The sequence below is a fragment of the Dyella sp. genome (genome assembly GCF_035508675.1).
Taxonomy (GTDB): Bacteria; Pseudomonadota; Gammaproteobacteria; order Xanthomonadales; family Rhodanobacteraceae; genus Dyella_B.
On record NZ_DATJMN010000063.1, the window covers coordinates 1 to 18258 of the forward strand.

An 18258-nucleotide genomic window follows, 5' to 3' on the forward strand; every position below is an offset into this window, starting at 1 on the left:
TCGATGAGCAAGATCAACATCTATGCCCTGCACAAGTCGATCGGCCTGACCGTGCTGGGGCTGTTCGCACTGCGCCTGGCCTGGCGCCTGTATGACGGCGCCCCGCCCGATGAACCGATGCCGCGCTGGCAACGCAACATGGCGCATGCCACACACGCGCTGCTGTATCTGTTCATCCTCGCCATGCCGTTGAGCGGCTGGCTGTTCAATTCCCTGCACGGCTATCCGCTGCAATGGTTCAAGCTGTTCAACCTGCCGCCGCTGGCGGCCAAGAATGACGCGCTTTCGCATCTCGCCGGCGAAGTCCACGAATGGCTGTTCTACCTGCTGCTGGTGGTGCTGGCCGGGCACGCCGGCGCCGCGCTGAAACACCATTTCTTCGATCGGGACAACGTATTGCGGCGCATGCTGCCGTTCGCACGCGTGCGTCAAAGCAAGGCCACTTCAGGAGACCTCCCATGAACATCCGCATTCCTTCGCTCGTGCTGCTTGCGCTGGCCATGCCGTGCATCGCCAGCGCGGCCGATTACAGCGTGCAATCGGGCAGCACGCTGGGCTTCACCAGCAGCTTCCAGGGCAGCAGCTTCGACGGCCATTTCAACAAATGGAACGCTACGGTCAGCTATGACCCGGCCAAGCTGGCCACATCGAAGTTCGACGTGACGGTCGATCTTGCCAGCGCCAAAACCGGCGACAACGATCGCGACAGCGCACTGCCCGGACCGGATTTCTTCAACGCGGCCAAGTACCCGCAGGCGCACTTCGTCACCACCGCCTTTCATCAGCAGGGCAGCCAGGTGGTTGCGGACGGCATGCTGACGCTGCGCGGCGTGACCAAGCCGGTGAGTTTGAACGTGGTGTTCAAGCCGCAAGGCGGCGGCGCCACGCTGGATGTCACCGGCACGGTGAAGCGGCTGGATTTTGGCGTAGGTGGCGGGCAGTACGCCGATACGTCGGTGATTGGGCCGGATGTGAAGGTCACGGCGCATCTGGTGCTTGGCGCAAAGTAACGCGAACGCAGCATGGGCTGGGATTTGATCCCAGCCTGCGATCACTCCATCGCCATCCACTGCACGACCGCCCGCGCATCGAACGGCCAGTCCAGTTCCCGGCCGGTGCGTATATCGGCCAAAACTGGCACGCGGGTGCCGTAGCGATCCTCCAGTTCCCCGCTGTCCTCTACCCATACGCTATCGAAATCCGGCACGCGCGCCTCGGCCAGCACGGCCAGCGCGCGGTCGCACAGATGACAGTAATCGCGTTGATAAAGCACCAATTTGGTCATGCGTGCGCTTGCAGAATGCCCAGGATAGGACGCCCCGCTAGAATAGCCAGTTCATCCCCGTCTTCGCAGCGTCCCCCATGGCTGTCAGCGCCTTCGATATTTTCAAGATCGGCATCGGTCCGTCCTCCTCCCACACGGTCGGCCCCATGCGCGCGGCGGCGCGTTTTGCGGAGCGATGGCTGGAAGAAAAAGCCGTGCTCGATCGCGTCACGCATGTGCGCGCAGAGCTGTACGGCTCGCTGGCGATGACCGGCCGCGGGCATGGCACGGACAAGGCCGTGATCCTCGGCTTTGAAGGGGAGCATCCGGATACGGTTGATCCCGACCTGATACCCGAGATCCTCAAGCGCGTGCGCACCACGCACCGCATCCGCGTGCTCGGCAAACACGAGATCGATTTCGATGAAAAGCGCGACCTGGTGTTCAACAAGCGCCAGAAGCTGCCCTTCCACACCAACGGCATGCGTTTTACAGCGTACGATGCCGACGGCCACGAACTGGCCACGCGCGATTACTACTCGGTCGGTGGCGGCTTCGTGGTCAATCATGACGAAGCGGCCGAAGACCGCATCGTCGCCGACACCACCGAACAGCCCTACCCTTTCCACACAGGCGATCAGCTGCTGGCGCTGTGCGCGCAACACGGCATGACCATCGCGCAGCTGATGATGGAAAACGAGAAGGTGTGGCGCGCGGAAGCAGACATACGTGCCGGCTTGCTGACGATCTGGAAGGCCATGCAGGGTTGCGTCGAGCGCGGCCTGCGTTCACCAGGCACGCTGCCGGGCGGCCTCAAGGTGACGCGCCGCGCGCCCGGCATGGCCGCGGAACTGCGCAACCAGCCCGAAGCATCGCTCAAGGACCCGCTTACCATCCTCGACTGGGTCAACCTCTACGCGCTGGCCGTCAACGAGGAAAACGCCGCCGGCGGACGCGTGGTTACCGCCCCCACCAACGGTGCCGCGGGCATCGTGCCGGCCGTGCTGCACTACTATCACCGCTTCTGCCCCAAGTCCGACGAAAACGGCGTGGTCGATTTCCTGCTGACCGCAGCGGCCATCGGCATTCTGTACAAGGAAAACGCCTCCATCTCCGGCGCCGAAGTCGGCTGCCAGGGCGAAGTGGGCGTCGCCTGCTCGATGGCTGCCGGCGGCCTTACGGCGGCATTGGGCGGCAGCATTCACCAGATCGAAAACGCCGCCGAAATCGGCATGGAACACAACCTCGGCCTGACCTGCGATCCGATCGGCGGACTGGTGCAGATCCCGTGCATCGAACGCAATGCCATGGGCGCCGTCAAAGCCATCAACGCCAGCCGCATGGCGTTGAGGAGCGACGGCAAGCATCGCGTCTCGCTCGACAAGGTGATCAAGACGATGCGCGATACCGGGCTGGACATGAAGGACAAGTACAAGGAAACGTCGCGCGGTGGCTTGGCGGTGAATGTGATCGAGTGCTGAGGTAGACCGCCTCGCCATCGTCACCACGAAACCCCGGCATCGCTTTCTGCGTGGCAATGTTGGGGTTCGCATACGCTCACCCCAGCCTACGCAGGGTTGCGCTATGGCCGCTCGAACACGATGCTGGCAATTGCCCCGTTGGCATCGGTCCGCGGCTTGATCGACACATCCCAGCCGTACAACTCGCACAAACGGCGCACAATGGCCAAGCCCAGGCCGGCGCCGCTGCCGCCCGCGCCTTCGCCACGCACGCCGCGCTGAAACAAGCGTTCCGCATCTTCGGGCTTGATGCCGGGGCCGGTATCGATGACATCGATGCGGCCTTTTTCCACCTGCACCGTGACGTGTCCTTCCAGCGTGTATTTGATGGCGTTGCCGATCAGATTGGTGAGTGCCACCGACAGCACCGAAGCGGGTGCGTTGACGCTCACGGAACCATGCTGCAGCAACTCGACATCGAGCGGTTTGTCGCGAATCTGCGGACGCTGGCTTTCGATCACGTCACTCGCCACTTTTGCCACGTCGGTGATTTCCCCACGCGTCGGCCCACGGCGTTCGGCGCGCGATAGCAGCAAGAGCGCTTCGATCAGCTCGGTCGCCTGGCGTGACGCGCGCTCGATGCGCTTCAAGCGTTCGCGCAATTTGTCGGTGAGATCCGGTGAACCTTGCAATAGCTCCGTCGTGCTGGAAATCACCGCCAGCGGCGTACGCAGTTCGTGGCTGACATCGGAGTTGAATTCGCGATCGCGCTCGACCATCGCGGTGAGGCGCGTCGAATATTCATCGAGCGCCTGCGCAAGCTCACCCACTTCGTCGTCCGCAAAATGAGGGGCCAACGGTTCGGCACGCCCAGCCTTGCGGAAATCGCGCAGGCGCCGCGCGAGCTCGGTCACCGGTTTCAGCACTTTGCGCGACAGCCACATGCCAATCGCCAGCGACAACAGACTGAACAAGATGACCGAAGCGATCAGCGACGTAATGAGCTGACGCTTGCCCAGGTCCTCCCGGCTGATGTCATAGCTGATGAACCCGATCAACCCGTATTTGCGCGCAACCGCCAGCTTGTAGTGCCTGGGATGACCATCCTTGTCCACGTCATGCATGTCGTAGACACCAGACGCAAGGTTCTGCCAAGCAAGTGGCGCCTTGTAGATGGTGCGATCACTCCATAGCCAAGCGTCGATCAAGCGCGAGCCTACCGGTTGGCCCGGATTGCTGTGCGCGTTTTCGACCGCTTGATCGACGTCGCTTTGCAGACTTGCATTGACGAGCTGATTCTCGACCTTGGCACGCACATACAACGACGCCACGGCAAACAACGCGCTAAGGCCGAAACCGAACAGCGCGAACGAGATCAGCAGGCGGAACCGCAGCTTACGCCTGGACTGCATCCGGATCGACCATGCGGTAACCGATGCCGTGGCGGGTATGGATCAAAGCCTTTTCGAACGGCTTGTCGATCGCGGCACGCAGGCCATGGATGTGTACGCGCAGGCTGTCGCTGTCAGGCAGTTCCTCGCCCCACACCTTCTGCTCCAGATCCTGGCGCGTGACCACCGAGGGGCTGGCCTCCATCAGCGCCTGCAACAGCTTCAGCCCGATCGGGTTGAGCTGGATGGACTTGCCGTCGCGCGTGACCGTGAGGGTGTCCAGGTTGTAGGTGAGGTCGGCCACCTTCAGCACCCGGCTTTGCGGGCCTTTGCCGCGGCGCGCCAGCACTTCCAGGCGCGCGGCCAGTTCCTGCAGGGCGAAGGGCTTGGTCATGTAGTCGTCCGCGCCGGATTCGAAGCCGGTGAGCTTCTGTTCCAGTGCATCGCGGGCCGTCAGCATCAGGACCGGGGTTTGCTTGTGGGCTTCGTGGCGCAGTTTGCGCGCCACGTCCAGGCCGTCCATGCCCGGCAAGGTCAGGTCGAGCACGATGACGTCGAAGTCGTGGACCACCGCCAGATGCAGTCCAGTGACGCCATCTCCCGCGAAATCCACCACGTGGCCACGATCTTCCAGATAATCACCGATGTTGGTGGCGATATCGCTGTTGTCTTCAATCACTAGAACGCGCATGCGTCTCTCCGCTACGCAGCCGGCGCATCGGCCGGGACGCACCAAGCTTAACGAGTGCGCGGCGCAAATGTTAAGCGCCACGCTGAATGCCGATATTCGAAATGAGGACGAGCCAAAGAAAAAGCCCGGATGCCGCGACCGTGCGTCGCTACACCCGGGCTGAAGCTACTGCCCCGATACCGTCGTCTGCTGTCGCACTTGCGATTGAAGTAGCGAGCAAACAAACAGTGGTGCCTTTATAGGATCCGGGCGGTTACGCGGTAGTTAACCCGCACTCACTGCTTGGTTAAAGATGCTTGATCCAGCCACGCACCCGCCATTGTCATCATGACGTGAAGACGTTCAGGTGCGTTTCGGCGCCTTGCCGACGTGCCGTTCCAGGTGACGGATGATGTGCTCGGCCACGTTCACGCCCGACGCCGCTTCGATGCCCTCCAGCCCCGGTGATGCATTGACTTCCAACACCAGCGGACCACGCTTGGAACGCAACAGATCGACACCGGCGATACCCAAGCCCAAGGCTTCTGCGGCATCCACCGAAATGCGCTTTTCCGCGGTAGTCAGCTTGGCGGCCACGGCCGTGCCGCCGCGGTGCAGGTTGGCGCGGAATTCACCAGCCACCGCGTCGCGCTGCATCGCCGCCACCACCTGGCCGCCGACCACGAAGCAACGCAGATCACTGCCCTTGGCTTCGGCAATGAATTCCTGCACCAGGAAGTTGGCATACAGGCCACGGAACGCTTCGACCACGCTTTGCGATGCGCTGCGCTTTTCCGCCAGCACCACGCCGGTGCCCTGGCTGCCTTCGTTGAGTTTGATCACGTGCGGCGGATCGCCGAGCAGATCCAGCACGTCGGTGGTGTCGTCAGGGTTGTCACCAAAGACCGTCACCGGCATGTCCAGACCTTTCGCGGCCAGGATCTGCAGGCAGCGCAGCTTGTCGCGCGCGCGCAGCACGGCGTCGGACGAATTGGGGGTATACACGCCCATCATTTCGAGCTGGCGCAGCACCGCCGTGCCGTAGAACGTACTCGACGTGCCGATGCGTGGAATGGCCGCGTCGATGTCGTGCAGGGCCTTGCCCTTGTAGCGGATCTCCACCTCCCCCGGCGCAATGCGCACATAGCAGCGCAGTGGATCGAGCACGCGCACCACATGGCCGCGCTCACGCGCCACTTCCACCAGACGCTGGGTGGAGTACAGCCGCGCGTTGCGCGAGAGGATGGCGATCTTCATGGGGGATGCTCTTTGGGCGCCATCGTGTGCGCAGGCTTGGGCAAGGTATAGGAAAGGGCAGGATCGACCTTGAAGCGCCCGATCAAGGCGGTACGCCCCAATAGCATAGGAAACAGCATGTGCCGTCGATCCGTCAGATTTATGTCAACGTCGAAACGCTCGCCAGCCAGCATCACTTCGGTACGAATGAACCAGCGCTCGCTGCGCCCGCCGCCGGTATCGACCACCACGCGCCGGTCGCACGCCGGCGCCTCGCACTGCACCTGGCGTACCGAACGGCGCCCAACGCCCATCATGAAACGCAGCCAGGTCTGTCCATCGCGGGTAAAGGTTTCCAGCTCGTCCACGTGCAGCGAACTGCTGCGCGCGCCGGTATCGAGCTTGACCTTGAGCGAGCCAATGCCGAACTGCGGCAATGCCAGGCGCTCCCGCCAACCGAGGGTGATCACGTCCGCCATGTCAGCTCACGCTGTCGGGTTGGGAAAAATCTCGGTGGGGACCGGAAAGAGATGATTGGAGCGGGTGAAGGGAATCGAACCCTCGTCAGTAGCTTGGGAAGCTACAGCTCTACCATTGAGCTACACCCGCAACGCTGGGCGATGGTAACCGGCGAGTGCGGCTTTGGGAATCCTGGACGGATCGCGCCGCTCCCCAGGTGCGAAGTTGTGGCGAGCCGGCAACGATGGCGCGTAGCTAAACCGCCGGCAACAGCCATTGCCGCCCTAAGCCATTGCTCATGATCCTTGCGCAAGATGATCCGCACATACAGAGATAGGCATGGCGGGGCGCGACCGTTTTTCGCGTGCATCTACAAAGGAGTGCTTTATGCGTGGACATCATGGCATCGAGTCACGGCCGCGCGGATGGCGCGCCTTGCTGGCCGTGGCACTGCTGCTATGCAGCGGCGTGGCGCTTGCCCAGGCCGACGATAGCCCAGCCGACAGCGCCGACCCACCGGCGCGCGTGGCGCGGCTTTCCTATGCCTCCGGCGACCTGGGCCTGATGCCGGCGGGCAGCACCGAATGGACTGCCGCCGACGTGAACCGGCCGCTGACCAATGGCGACAAGCTGTCCAGCGGCCCCGGCGCCCGCGCCGAGCTGGAACTGGGCGGGGCGGCGCTGCGCATCAGCGACCAGACCGACATCGGCGTGCTCAACCTCAACGACCAGATCGGCCAGTTCGAGCTGACCCAAGGCACGCTCAGCATCACGGTGCGTAACGTCGATCAGGGCGCGAGCTACGAAATCGACACGCCGACCGTAGCCCTGGTCATCGACCAGCCCGGTACATTCCGGGTCGACGTCGGCGCCAATGGCAACGGCACAACCGTGACCGTGTTCGACGGCGGCGGTGTCGTCTACGGCGAGAACAACGCCCAGCGCGAAGTGTTCAGCGGCCGCAGCTACCAGTTCGGCGACTCCAGCTTGAACGACATGACGGTCAGCGACATCCAGGGCCGCGACGAATTCGACGCCTGGTGCAACGACCGCGACGCGCAATACGCCGACAGCAACCGTACGCAGTACGTGTCGCCGGACATGGTCGGCGCGCAGGATCTGAACCAATACGGCGACTGGGAAGCGGATGCCGACTACGGCAGCGTGTGGTACCCCACCACCGTGGTGGCCGGTTGGGCGCCGTACCGGCTCGGCCACTGGGTGTGGATCGCCCCGTGGGGCTGGACCTGGGTGGACTCCATGCCGTGGGGTTTCGCGCCCTACCACTATGGCCGCTGGGTGTACCTGCACGATCGCTGGGGATGGGTCCCGTGCCCGCCAGGCGTACGGCCGGTGTATGCACCGGCGCTGGTGGCCTTCGTCGGCATCGGCAGGGGCGGTCCGGTGGGCTGGTTCCCGCTGGGACCGCACGAGGTCTACAACCCGTGGTACCGCGCGTCGCGCAATTACTACACCAACGTCAATCTCACCAATATCCGGATCTCGCGCACCATCAACCGGGAAACGGTGATCAACAACATCCACAACCAATACGGCTTCTATCGCGAGGGCCGGCCGGTCAGCGGCGTGAACTACGTCAACCGCGACGCGCCGCACGCCTTCACGGCGGTCTCCGCGCAAGCGTTTGCCAGCGCACGCAATGTACAGGCCAACCAGGTGCACATCGATCCGCAGCAATTCGCCCACGCCTCGGTAATGGCGGCGGCACCGGTCCAACGTCCGGCGCCGGGCAGCTTTGGCCAGCCGCGCATGGGCAATGCCCGTCCGTTGCCGGCTGCTGGATTCAATCGGCAGGTGGTGGCCGTGCGTGCGCCGGCTACCCATGTGGCAGCGGTTGCAGAGCCCCATATGCCGCCGCGCTCCAACGTTCGCGTCTTGAATGTGCAGCCGCAGAACATGCACCGTGTCGTATCCGGACAGACCTTCCCGCGCTACGGAACGCCTGCATCGCCGCAAGCCGCGCCGCACCCGGCCGGGCCGGCGCTGCCGCAAGTGCCCCACTTCGCTCCGGCCCAGCAGGTCCAGCGAGTGCAACAGGCGCCGCGCGTGCCTGAGCAACCGCAGGAGCGGCAGGCACCGCGCTACGAACCGCAGCAGCCCGTGGTGCAGCAAGCGCCGCGCTACACGCCGGAGCAACCGTCGATACAGCAACAGCAAGAACGCGAGCGGCAGGCGATCGAGCAGCAACGCTTCGACGCCGCGCAGCGCGCGCACCCATACGTGCCGCAGCAGCAGGCGCCACGTGAAATGCAACCCAATCCGTCCTACATGCCGCAGACGTATCACTATCAACCGCCACCGCAATACGCACGCCCTGAAATGGCGCGTCCGGCGGAGCAACCGCATCCGCAAAGCGCACCGCATCCGCAGCATGCGCCGCCACCGGCTCGCAACGACAACAACCAGCAGCATTAACGTGCCGTGCTCCAGCGGACGCGCCACCCTCATGTGGCGCGTCCATCCAGCCCAAACGGGATAAAGCACAGCCCCGGCGCTACAATGGCCGGATGCAAATCACCCTCAACGGCCACCCGCACGACGGCGGCGACCATCTCACCATCACTCAACTGCTGCACGAGGCGGGCTATGCCGGCCGGCGCGTAGCGGTGGAGGTGAACCACGAGATCGTGCCGCGCAGCCAGCACGACGGTTACGCGTTGCGCAACGGCGACAAGGTGGAGATCGTCCACGCCATCGGCGGCGGCTGAGCCCCCGGCAGACCCTGCATGAACATCAAGACCCACGACACCGCTGACACCCTGGTCATTGCCGGCAAGAGCTACCGTTCGCGCCTGCTCACCGGCACCGGCAAATACAAGGACCTGGACGAAACCCGCCGCGCCACGCTGGCGGCCGGCGCAGAGATCGTCACCGCCGCGATTCGCCGCGTGAACCTGGGCCAGGACCCCAACGCTCCGAACCTGCTCGATGCACTGCCGCCCGGCGAATTCACCCTGCTACCCAACACCGCCGGCTGCTACAACGCCGTGGATGCGGTGCGCACCTGCAAACTGGCGCGCGAACTGCTGGACGGCCACGCGCTGGTCAAGCTGGAAGTGCTAGGCGATGAGCGCACGCTGTTCCCCGACGTGGTGGAAACCCTCAAAGCGGCCGAACAATTGGTGGCCGACGGTTTCGAGGTGATGGTCTATACCAGTGATGACCCGATCCTGGCCAAGAAGCTGGAACAGATCGGCTGCGTGGCAGTGATGCCGCTGGCCGCGCCGATCGGCTCAGGCTTAGGTATTCAAAACAAGTACAACCTGCTGGAAATCATCGAGAACGCGAAGGTGCCGATCATCGTCGACGCCGGGGTGGGCACGGCCTCCGATGCGGCCATTGCGATGGAACTGGGTTGCGATGGGGTACTGATGAATACCGCCATCGCCGGCGCGAAGGATCCGGTGCTGATGGCGCATGCCATGAAGCTGGCGATCGAGGCAGGGCGCGCGGCGTTCCGCGCGGGCAGGATTCCGCGCAAGCGCTTTGCGTCGGCGTCGAGTCCGATTGACGGGACGATTGGTTGATCGCCCTGACGTCCGCATGATCGACGCCCACGACGACGACCAACACCTGCGCCGCATCCGCAGCTTCGTGCTGCGTGAAGGCCGCATGACGCCGGCCCAGCAGCGCGCCTTCGAAACCCATTGGGCACGCTTCGGCATCGACTACACCGGCAAGCCGCAGGACTTCGGCGCGCACTTCGGCCGCCATGCGCCACGCGTGCTGGAGATCGGCTTCGGCAACGGCGAGGCCCTGGCCTGGGCCAGCGAACACGACCTGGCGCGCGACTACCTAGGCGTGGAAGTGCATGGGCCCGGCGTCGGCCGGCTGATGAATGCCCTGGCGGCGCGCGGCGCCAGCAATGTGCGGATCTACAAGCACGACGCGGTGGAAGTGCTGGAACATGAAATCGCCCCCGGCACGCTGGCCGAGGTGCGCCTCTGGTTTCCCGATCCCTGGCACAAGAAGCGCCATAACAAACGCCGCATCGTGCAACCCGGCTTCGTTACCTTGCTTGCTTCGCGCATGGCACCGGAGGGCCTGCTGCACCTGGCTACCGATTGGGAGCCGTATGCGCAACACATGCTGGAGGTGATGGAAGCTTCCTCCGACTGGCATAACGACGTGGCGCCGGGCCAGTTTGCCGAAAAGCCGGCGTGGCGCATCGAAACGCACTTCGAGCGACGCGGGTTGAAGCTGGGGCACGGCGTGTGGGATTTGCTCTACCGCAGGCGCTGATACCGCTGCATATACCCGTCCGACGTAACGCGATGCTCGTCAAGCATCCAGGATGCGGCAACGATTCACCAGCCACCATGCGCACACGCTTATACTCCCGCGTTAAACAGGGACGAGCCACCCGTGTGAAGCAACCGCTGCCCAATCGCATCCAGCCCACCGTGCCCGACAGGGATGGCCGTCAGTGGCGCTGACCCTCACCCCCGAAATGATCCTGGTGCTGGGGCTGGTGTGCTTCACCATGCTGATGCTGGTGCTGGAATGGATCCGCGCCGACATGGTGGCGCTGCTGGTGGTGGTGGTCATCGGGCTGACCGGGCTGATCCCGTCCGACCGCGTCTTCAACGGCTTTGCCGGCAACGCCGTGATCGCCATCATCGCGATCATGATCATGGGTGCCGGGCTGGATCGCGCCGGCGTGCTGGCCCTGACCGCGCAGTTCGTGATGCGCATGGCGCGCGGCAAGGAATCGCGGCTTGGCCTGGTGATCAACGCCGTCACCAGCCTGTTCAGCGCAGTGATCCCCAGCCAGGCGCTGGCCGCGCTGATGATTCCGGTGACCAGCCGCCTCTCCGCGCGCACCGGCGTGCCGATCTCGCGCCTGCTGTTGCCGATGGCGTTCTGCATTCTTACCGCCACCAACACCACGCTGATCGCGAACTCGCCGCTGATCGTGCTCAACGACCTGATCGCCAGCGCCAACGCCAACCTGCCGCCCGGCGCGCAGACGGTGCCGAAGTTCGGGCTGTTCAGCGTAACCCCCGTCGGCCTCGCGCTGGCGCTGGCCGGCGTGCTGTTCTTCTACCTCTACACCAACAAGCTGCTGCCGAACCGGGAAGACGAGCGCCAGAAGGTGACGCCCGGCCGCACCGAAAGCTATTTTGCCGAGACCTACGGTATCGTCGGCGAAACCGCGGAGCTGACGGTGACCGCGGAAAGCCCACTGGTCGGCATGAGCATCGGCGAAGTGGAACAATTGCACGGCGCACCGCTGATCCTGGCGATCAAGAGCGGCAACGACGCGCGCATGGCGCCGCCGGCCGACCAGGTGATCTGGGTGGGTTCCGTGCTGGGCGTGCTCGGGCCGCGCGAGGAACTGAACCGCTTCGCCAACAACCAGCTATGCCGCCTGTCGCCGCGCATGCGCCAGCTGGGCGAACTGTTCAACCCTACCCGCGCCGGTATTTCCGAGGCGGTGATTCCGCCCAGCTCGCGCTTCCTCAAGCAATCCGTCGGCGAGCTGCGCCTGCGCAAGCGTTATGGCATTTCCGTGCTGGCCGTGACGCGCGGCGACCAGGTCTATCGCGACGATCTGCGTGCCGTCAGCCTGCGCACCGGCGACACGCTGGTGTTGCATTCGAGCTGGAAAGCGCTGCAGGAGGTCTCCGAAGACAAGGACCTGGTGGTCGTCACCGATATCCCGCGCGAAGAGCAGCGGCCCAATAAAATCTGGCAGGCCGTCTGCTTTTTCCTGTTGGCCAAAGGCTTGGCGCTGTTCACCAACCTCGACCTGTCCATCGCGATGATGACCGGTGCCATCGGCATGCTGCTTTCCGGCGTGCTGAACATGGATGAGGCCTACAAGGCGGTGAACTGGAAGACCATCTTCGTGACCGCCTGCCTGATTCCCTTGGGCTGGTCGATGGACTCCACCGGCACCGCCGCATGGGTGGCGCAGGAAGTGCTGGTGCATCTGGGGCACGCATCGCCGTGGGTGCTGCAAACCTCGCTGGCCATTCTCACTCTGCTGTTCTCGCAGGTGATGTCGAACGTGGGCGCCACAGTGATGATGGTGCCGGTGGCGATCAGCGTGGCGGTGGCCACCGGCGGCAATCCTTCCGCGTATGCGCTGATTGTCGCGGTGTCCTCCTCCAACACCTTCTTGCTCAGCTCGGGCCATCCGGCGCTGATGATGGTCACCGGCCCGGGCGATTACAGCAGCCGGGATTTCCTGCGCGCCGGCGTGCCGCTGACGTTTATCGTGCTGGTGATCACGCTGGTGGCGATCAATCTTATGTACCGGTAGAACAGCCTTGCCGGTATTCTGGGGAGATGTTTTTTCTCCATTTCCCTCAGGATGCTCTGATTTAATCCACCGCAGGCCGCAGCGGCCCTGTGTGTCCGCAGAGCTTCGGTCCGTCGTCTCGACGATGCGCCAGTCTGCCTTCGCCGATGGCCCTGTGCGCTGCGAACACACAGAACCGCTGCGACCTACGCTGAATTAATCAGAGCATCCCCAACGCGCGAACCGGCTGAATCCCCGTGACTGCACTCCCAAGCAACCCCAGCCTTGCCGTGATCGGGCTCGGTTATGTCGGCCTGCCGCTTGCGGTGGAATTCGGACGGCTATTCGATACGCTCGGTTACGACATTGATGCCGCACGCGTGGATGCGCTACGGCGCGGCACGGACAGCAACCAGGAAACGTCGACGGAGGAACTTGCCGCCGCAACCAAGCTGCGCTTCAGCACGGATGTGGCTGCGTTACGCGAATGCAACGTGTTCATCATTACTGTGCCGACGCCGGTCGATGAGCACAAGCGTCCGGATTTCACGCCGCTGATTCACGCTAGCCGGATGGTCGGCAGCGTGTTGACGCAAGGCGACGTGGTGATCTACGAATCCACGGTTTATCCCGGCGCCACCGAAGAAATCTGCGTGCCCGAGCTGGAGCGCGCCTCCGGCTTGCGTTTCAACGTCGGCTTCACCGCAGGCTACAGTCCTGAGCGCATCAACCCCGGCGACAAGCAGCGGCGCCTCACCACGATTCCGAAAATCACCTCCGGCTCCACGCCGGAAGCGGCGGATTTCATCGACGCGCTTTACGCACGCATCATTACTGCCGGTACGCACAAGGCGCCAAGCTTGAAGGTGGCGGAAGCGGCCAAGGTGATCGAGAACACGCAGCGCGATGCCAACATCGCCCTGATCAACGAATTTGCGTTGATCTTCCATCGCCTGGGCATCGATACGCAGGATGTACTCGACGCGGCACGTACCAAATGGAATTTCCTGCCATTTCAACCGGGACTGGTCGGCGGCCATTGCATCGGGGTCGACCCGTACTACCTGATCCAGAAAGCGCAATCCACCGGCTATTACCCCGATATCCTGCTCGCCTGCCGCCGCATCAACGATGCGATGGGCCAGCATGTGGCCGCCGAAGTGGTCAAGCTGATGGTGGGCCAAGGCCATGCCATTCGCGGCAGCCGTGTGCTGGTGCTCGGCCTCACGTTCAAGGAAAACTGCCCTGACCTGCGCAATACGCGGGTGGTGGATCTGGTACGCGAGCTGGAAAGTTTTGGGGCGACCGTCGACGTGCATGATCCGTGCGCGGATCCCGAGGAAGCGCACAAGCATTACGGCCTGCGCTTGCTGCCCGAGGTGAAGGCCGAGGGAACGTATGCCGCCGTGGTGCTCGCCGTCGCGCACCAGCCATTCAAGGCAGGCGGCGCGTACGACGTGCGCGCCCTGGCGATGCCCAATGGCGTGGTCTACGACATCAAGGGCGTGTTGCCGAAAGAGCTGGTCGACGCGCGGTTGTAGGGTGCGATGGAGCTGGGATTGTCATCCCAGCTTACAGATCCAGCACCACGTCGCCCTGCTCCACCCGCACCGGCACCGCGCGTAAGCTTTCCCCTTTGCACGGGCCGCTCAGGCACTCACCGGTGTCCACCCCGAAACACGCACCATGCGCGGCGCACACCAGCATGCCTTTCGACAGCAGGAACTTCCCCGGCGCCCAGTCCAGGCGGCGACCGGCGTGTGGACAGATGTTCAGCCAGGCGCCTACGTGCTCGCCGCGGCGCAGCAGGATCACGCTTTCCTCGCCGTCCGCCAGCATCACGTCCACGGCCATCGCCTCGCCGTCAGGCATGTCGTGCAGCCGACACAGGCGGCGGGGTGGGGTTACGGTTTCCATCGGCACTTGCCTTATAGGCCCTATGGCCTCATCGTTACGCGCGTAAGTCCTTGATTTTACCATACGGATTTTTAACATGCGCGTCGTTTTCCCGCTCCTGCATCGCCGTCGTCATCCGCTCGTCCAGGCTCTGTCCGTGGTGTTGGGCTTGATCGTGGTCGGCGTGTTGATGGTGTTCGGGCTGGTCGTAGCCGGCGTGCTGGCGGTTGGCGGCACGTTGTGGTTGGTATGGCGGCAGTGGAAGCGCAGCCGCGTGACGATGTCAGGCGCCGCCCGCACAACACGCCAGCCGGAAGTGCTCGAAGGCGAGTACGTGGTCATCAACCGCTCGCGGCCGGTTGCGCATCACTGAGCAAAATCCGGATAGCGGCTATTTAGGTAGCGAGCCTAAGCTGACGGCAACGTTCCTTTCCGGATACTGCCATGCGCAACTCCCTCGCTACCCTTGAAGCCCCGCTGGAACACGTCCGCGCGCTGATCGAACGCGCGACGGAAGCCCCCTCGCTCAACGCGTTGGCCGATGCAGCCAAGCTCAGCCCCAGCCATTTGCAGCGGGCATTCCGCCGCCGCTATGGCATGAGCCCGGCCGAATACCACCGCGCACGCCGCTTCGGCCAGTTCAAGACCGCCTTACGCCAAGGCGCTGCCGTGACCGATGCGGTCTACGACGCCGGCTTCGGTTCCGGCAGCCGCGTGTACGAACATACCAATCGCCTGCTCGGCATGACACCGGCCAGCTATCGTGCTGGCGGCACCGGTGCGCACATCCGCTACACCACTACCAGCACGCCATTGGGGCAATTGCTGGTCGCGGCGACAGCCAAGGGCATCTGTTCCGTCACCTTGGGCGCCAGCGATAAAGAACTGGAGCAACGCCTGGCGGATGAATTTCCCAACGCCAGCCGCGCGCGCGTCGACAACGGACGCGAGGAATGGCTGGATGCCGTGATCGCCCGCATTGCCAGCGAACTGGGCTGGAGCGATCGCGAAGCACCGGCGCTGCCGCCGCTCGACATCGCCGCCACCGCCTTCCAGTGGCGCGTGTGGGATGCGCTTACCCGCATCCCCGCCGGCACCACCAAGAGCTACGGCGAACTGGCCGCCGAACTTGGCAAGCCGGGCGCAGCGCGCGCCATCGGGCAGGCCTGCGGCAACAACCGCCTCGCCTTGATCGTGCCTTGCCATCGCATCGTGCGCGAAGACGGCTCGCTCGGCGGCTGGCGCTGGGGCGTGGAGCGCAAGCGCGTGCTGCTTGAGCAGGAAGAGCGGCAGCATTCTGCTGCGCATCAAGACGCATAAGGCGCGTTGCGAACATCCGTCGCCCCGGCGTTCGCCGGGGCGATGAAACTTCTAAACGCTGCGCCTCGCCTTGATCCCCCGTCAATGCCACCTTGCACGGCTTTCGCTACTGCAATGCCCGCCATGCGGGTATCGTTACGCTCCTCCTCCCCCGCGCACACCGATGACCGACTCCGCCGACAACACGCTTGCCATGGCAGGCGACCAGAGCCGTGCTGGCAAGTGGGTGCCATTGGCGATGCTTGCGTTGTACATCGTCTGGGGTTCCACCTATCTGGGCATCCGCATCGCCTTGCAAAGCTATCCGCCGTTCCTGCTGGCCGGCGTGCGCTTTGCCCTCGCGGGTTCGCTGCTGTTTGGCTATCTGCGCCTGCGCGGCACCAACCTGCCGACGGCACGCCAGTGGCGGAATGCCGCGTTCACCGGCGTATTGCTGCTGGGCTTCGGCAACGGGCTGGTGTGTTATGCGGAAGAGAGCGTGAGTTCGGGCGTTTCGGCGGTAGCGGTGGCCAGCATGCCGTTGTTTGCGGCGATTTTTGCCGGTTTGTACAGGAACTGGCCGACGCGCAGCGAAACGATCGGACTGCTCATCGGCTTTGTCGGCGTCATCGTGCTCAACCTGGGCAGCGCCTTGTCCGGTTCGCACGTTGGCGCGATGGCCTTGCTCATCGCCGCCGCGGCATGGGCGTTTGGCTCGGTCTGGAGCAAGCATCAGGACATGCCGCAAGGCATGATGAACACCGCAGCGCAAATGCTGTGCGGAAGCGTGGCCTTGCTTGCGGCGGGATGCCTGGGCGGCGAGAAACTGCCCGCGCATCCCACGCTGCACGCCACGCTGGCAGCGGCCTATCTGGTGGTGTTCGGATCGCTGGTGGCCTTCAGCGCCTATCTCTATGTGCTCAAGCACGCGCGCCCGGCCTTCGCGACCAGCTACGCCTACGTCAATCCGCCCGTTGCCGTGCTGTTCGGCGTGTTGCTGCTGGGCGAGAAAGTCGGCCCTTACGATCTGGCCGGCATGGCGGTGATTCTGTTCGGCGTCGGCATCATCACGCTGGCCAAGCTGCGCCACGCGCATTAGCTATCAAAAGCATCAGCCACAAACCTCTTGTCGCCGCACTCAACACCCCATCACCATAGCCGCATCGCTGAAGGAGGCATGCGCATATGGGCAAGGCAACCGATGGCTGGATGGCACGCGCCGCCTTGCGCAGCGCTGCGTGGGCAGAACGCTGGTTTCCCGACGCTTGGGTATTCGCCGCGCTGGGCGTGATCGTGGTGGCTGCCGCGGTGCTGGCGTTCGGCGCCACGCCGGCCACGACCGTCAACGCGTTTGGTGACGGCTTCTGGAGCCTGATCCCTTTCACCATGCAGATGGCGTTCGTGGTGATCGGCGGCTACGTGCTGGCCAGTGCGCCGAGCGTGGCGCGCTTTATCGATGTGCTGGCACGCGTGCCGCGCACCGGGCGTGGGGCGATCTGCTTCGTAGGCTTGATCAGCATGCTGGCCTCGCTGCTGTCGTGGGGCTTTTCGCTGGTGTTCGGCGGCTTGCTCGTGCGCGCGCTCGCACGGCGCGAAAGCTTGCGCATGGACTATCGCGCAGCCGGGGCGGCCGCCTATCTCGGGCTGGGCGCGGTGTGGGCGATGGGGCTTTCTTCGTCAGCAGCGCAATTGCAGGCCAATCCCAAGAGCATGCCGGCAGGATTGCTCGCCATCACCGGCGTACTGCCTTTAAGCCAGACGATTTTTCTGTGGCAATCGATGCTGCTCACCCTGGTGCTCATTGCCGTGTCGCTGGTGATTTGCTGGTTCACTGCCCCTTCCGATGCGCAGGCGCGTACCGCGCAGGATTTCGGCAGCACCGACACCGTCACCCCTGCCTTGCCACCGCGCAGCCGACCTGGCGAGTGGCTGGAATACAGCCCGCTGCTTTCCATCCTGCTCGGCGCACTCGGCCTTGGCTGGCTCGGTTACGAGTTCGCCAGCAAGCCGGCCGTCACTGCCATCGCCAATCTCAACACCTACAACTTCCTGTTCCTTACGCTCGGCCTGCTGCTGCACTGGCGGCCGCGCAGTTTTCTCAATGCAGTGGCGCGCGCCGTGCCGAGCACGGCCGGCGTGCTGATCCAGTTCCCGCTTTATGGCGGTATTGCCGCACTGCTGACGCATGCGACCGGCGCGGAAGGCCAAGCGCTCTCGCACCGGCTCTCCGGTTTGTTCGTCCACGTCGCTTCAACCGGCACATTTCCGCTGGTGATGGGCGTGTACTCAGCCGTGCTTGGTTTCTTCGTGCCTTC

General features: G+C 64.0%; 19 protein-coding genes and 1 tRNA gene. 13 read left to right on the forward strand and 7 right to left on the reverse strand.

Going from position 1 to position 18258, the window contains the following annotated elements; genetic code table 11:
• Positions 1-462: cytochrome b (locus VMA74_RS03760; RefSeq protein ID WP_325364950.1), on the forward strand; the 462-nt coding region annotated here is incomplete at its 5' end.
• On the forward strand, positions 459-1010 hold the full coding sequence (locus VMA74_RS03765; RefSeq protein ID WP_325364952.1) for a YceI family protein: 552 nt from the start codon (positions 459-461) through the stop codon (positions 1008-1010). The genes VMA74_RS03760 and VMA74_RS03765, both read left to right, overlap by 4 nt.
• Positions 1011-1051: 41 nt before the next feature.
• On the opposite strand, the gene VMA74_RS03770 is transcribed toward VMA74_RS03765, so the two are convergent.
• Positions 1052-1285: a glutaredoxin family protein gene (locus VMA74_RS03770; protein WP_325364954.1), complete on the reverse strand. Its 234-nt coding sequence runs from the start codon at positions 1283-1285 to the stop codon at positions 1052-1054.
• 77 nt (positions 1286-1362) lie between these two features.
• Here VMA74_RS03770 and VMA74_RS03775 point away from each other — a divergent pair, with 77 nt between their 5' ends.
• Positions 1363-2745 carry an L-serine ammonia-lyase gene (locus tag VMA74_RS03775; protein ID WP_325364956.1) on the forward strand — a complete coding sequence of 461 codons (1383 nt, stop codon included), beginning with the start codon at positions 1363-1365 and terminating at the stop codon, positions 2743-2745.
• Between the two features lie 101 nt (positions 2746-2846).
• On the opposite strand, the gene VMA74_RS03780 is transcribed toward VMA74_RS03775, so the two are convergent.
• The 5 genes from VMA74_RS03780 to VMA74_RS03800 all read right to left on the reverse strand — a co-directional run bounded on the left by VMA74_RS03780 (position 2847) and on the right by VMA74_RS03800 (position 6630).
• On the reverse strand, positions 2847-4136 hold the full coding sequence (locus tag VMA74_RS03780) for a HAMP domain-containing sensor histidine kinase (RefSeq protein ID WP_325364958.1): 1290 nt from the start codon (positions 4134-4136) through the stop codon (positions 2847-2849).
• The gene (locus tag VMA74_RS03785) at positions 4120-4806 is read right to left on the reverse strand and encodes a response regulator transcription factor (RefSeq protein WP_115494911.1); all 687 of its coding nucleotides are present in this window, start codon (positions 4804-4806) and stop codon (positions 4120-4122) included. The genes VMA74_RS03780 and VMA74_RS03785 overlap by 17 nt, the downstream gene beginning before the upstream one ends.
• A gap of 342 nt (positions 4807-5148) precedes the next feature.
• Positions 5149-6042 (reverse strand): 30S ribosomal protein S6--L-glutamate ligase, encoded by an 894-nt coding sequence (gene rimK, locus VMA74_RS03790; protein ID WP_325364961.1) that lies wholly within the window; start codon positions 6040-6042, stop codon positions 5149-5151.
• On the reverse strand, positions 6039-6500 hold the full coding sequence (locus tag VMA74_RS03795; protein WP_325364963.1) for an ATP-dependent zinc protease: 462 nt from the start codon (positions 6498-6500) through the stop codon (positions 6039-6041). The genes rimK and VMA74_RS03795 overlap by 4 nt, the downstream gene beginning before the upstream one ends.
• 56 nt (positions 6501-6556) lie before the next feature.
• A tRNA-Gly gene (locus VMA74_RS03800) sits at positions 6557-6630 on the reverse strand.
• A 237-nt stretch (positions 6631-6867) separates the two neighbouring features.
• Between VMA74_RS03800 and VMA74_RS03805 the strand changes: the two genes are divergently transcribed.
• The 6 genes from VMA74_RS03805 to VMA74_RS03830 all read left to right on the forward strand — a co-directional run bounded on the left by VMA74_RS03805 (position 6868) and on the right by VMA74_RS03830 (position 14289).
• Complete coding sequence (locus VMA74_RS03805) at positions 6868-8916, forward strand: DUF6600 domain-containing protein (RefSeq protein ID WP_325364965.1); 2049 nt, start codon at positions 6868-6870, stop codon at positions 8914-8916.
• Between the two features lie 92 nt (positions 8917-9008).
• Complete coding sequence (thiS, locus tag VMA74_RS03810; protein WP_325364967.1) at positions 9009-9209, forward strand: sulfur carrier protein ThiS; 201 nt, start codon at positions 9009-9011, stop codon at positions 9207-9209.
• Positions 9210-9227: 18 nt separating this feature from the next.
• Positions 9228-10028, forward strand: a complete 801-nt coding sequence (locus tag VMA74_RS03815) for a thiazole synthase (protein ID WP_325364969.1) — start codon at positions 9228-9230, stop codon at positions 10026-10028.
• A gap of 16 nt (positions 10029-10044) precedes the next feature.
• Positions 10045-10743, forward strand: a complete 699-nt coding sequence (trmB, locus tag VMA74_RS03820) for a tRNA (guanosine(46)-N7)-methyltransferase TrmB (protein ID WP_325364971.1) — start codon at positions 10045-10047, stop codon at positions 10741-10743.
• Positions 10744-10951: 208 nt separating this feature from the next.
• Entirely contained in the window at positions 10952-12769 is a 1818-nt protein-coding gene (locus tag VMA74_RS03825; RefSeq protein WP_325364980.1) for an SLC13 family permease, read from the forward strand.
• A 236-nt stretch (positions 12770-13005) separates the two neighbouring features.
• The gene (locus VMA74_RS03830; RefSeq protein WP_325364973.1) at positions 13006-14289 is read left to right on the forward strand and encodes a nucleotide sugar dehydrogenase; all 1284 of its coding nucleotides are present in this window, start codon (positions 13006-13008) and stop codon (positions 14287-14289) included.
• Between the two features lie 31 nt (positions 14290-14320).
• On the opposite strand, the gene VMA74_RS03835 is transcribed toward VMA74_RS03830, so the two are convergent.
• The gene (locus VMA74_RS03835) at positions 14321-14665 is read right to left on the reverse strand and encodes a Rieske (2Fe-2S) protein (protein WP_325364975.1); all 345 of its coding nucleotides are present in this window, start codon (positions 14663-14665) and stop codon (positions 14321-14323) included.
• Positions 14666-14741: 76 nt separating this feature from the next.
• On the opposite strand from VMA74_RS03835, the gene VMA74_RS03840 reads away from it, so the two are divergent.
• The 4 genes from VMA74_RS03840 to VMA74_RS03855 all read left to right on the forward strand — a co-directional run.
• Positions 14742-15017, forward strand: coding sequence for a hypothetical protein (locus VMA74_RS03840; RefSeq protein ID WP_325364977.1), 276 nt, complete (start codon positions 14742-14744; stop codon positions 15015-15017).
• 71 nt (positions 15018-15088) lie between these two features.
• Complete coding sequence (locus VMA74_RS03845; protein WP_325364978.1) at positions 15089-15964, forward strand: methylated-DNA--[protein]-cysteine S-methyltransferase; 876 nt, start codon at positions 15089-15091, stop codon at positions 15962-15964.
• Between the two features lie 193 nt (positions 15965-16157).
• Positions 16158-17042 carry a drug/metabolite exporter YedA gene (gene yedA, locus VMA74_RS03850; protein ID WP_325364982.1) on the forward strand — a complete coding sequence of 295 codons (885 nt, stop codon included), beginning with the start codon at positions 16158-16160 and terminating at the stop codon, positions 17040-17042.
• 110 nt (positions 17043-17152) lie between these two features.
• A partial coding sequence (locus tag VMA74_RS03855; RefSeq protein WP_325364984.1) for a TIGR00366 family protein occupies positions 17153-18258 on the forward strand: 1106 nt, incomplete at its 3' end.

Bases quoted from the DNA above. Each gene is read 5' to 3' on its own strand.
- rimK (WP_325364961.1), bottom strand. From the start codon at position 6,042: ATGAAGATCGCCATCCTCTCGCGCAACGCGCGGCTGTACTCCACCCAG.
- VMA74_RS03835 (WP_325364975.1), bottom strand. From the start codon at position 14,665: ATGGAAACCGTAACCCCACCCCGCCGCCTGTGTCGGCTGCACGACATG.
- thiS (WP_325364967.1), top strand. From the start codon at position 9,009: ATGCAAATCACCCTCAACGGCCACCCGCACGACGGCGGCGACCATCTC.
- VMA74_RS03770 (WP_325364954.1), bottom strand. From the start codon at position 1,285: ATGACCAAATTGGTGCTTTATCAACGCGATTACTGTCATCTGTGCGAC.
- VMA74_RS03845 (WP_325364978.1), top strand. From the start codon at position 15,089: ATGCGCAACTCCCTCGCTACCCTTGAAGCCCCGCTGGAACACGTCCGC.
- trmB (WP_325364971.1), top strand. From the start codon at position 10,045: ATGATCGACGCCCACGACGACGACCAACACCTGCGCCGCATCCGCAGC.
- VMA74_RS03765 (WP_325364952.1), top strand. From the start codon at position 459: ATGAACATCCGCATTCCTTCGCTCGTGCTGCTTGCGCTGGCCATGCCG.
- VMA74_RS03825 (WP_325364980.1), top strand. From the start codon at position 10,952: ATGATCCTGGTGCTGGGGCTGGTGTGCTTCACCATGCTGATGCTGGTG.
- VMA74_RS03795 (WP_325364963.1), bottom strand. From the start codon at position 6,500: ATGGCGGACGTGATCACCCTCGGTTGGCGGGAGCGCCTGGCATTGCCG.
- VMA74_RS03780 (WP_325364958.1), bottom strand. From the start codon at position 4,136: ATGCAGTCCAGGCGTAAGCTGCGGTTCCGCCTGCTGATCTCGTTCGCG.
- yedA (WP_325364982.1), top strand. From the start codon at position 16,158: ATGGCAGGCGACCAGAGCCGTGCTGGCAAGTGGGTGCCATTGGCGATG.
- VMA74_RS03775 (WP_325364956.1), top strand. From the start codon at position 1,363: ATGGCTGTCAGCGCCTTCGATATTTTCAAGATCGGCATCGGTCCGTCC.
- VMA74_RS03805 (WP_325364965.1), top strand. From the start codon at position 6,868: ATGCGTGGACATCATGGCATCGAGTCACGGCCGCGCGGATGGCGCGCC.
- VMA74_RS03840 (WP_325364977.1), top strand. From the start codon at position 14,742: ATGCGCGTCGTTTTCCCGCTCCTGCATCGCCGTCGTCATCCGCTCGTC.
- VMA74_RS03785 (WP_115494911.1), bottom strand. From the start codon at position 4,806: ATGCGCGTTCTAGTGATTGAAGACAACAGCGATATCGCCACCAACATC.
- VMA74_RS03815 (WP_325364969.1), top strand. From the start codon at position 9,228: ATGAACATCAAGACCCACGACACCGCTGACACCCTGGTCATTGCCGGC.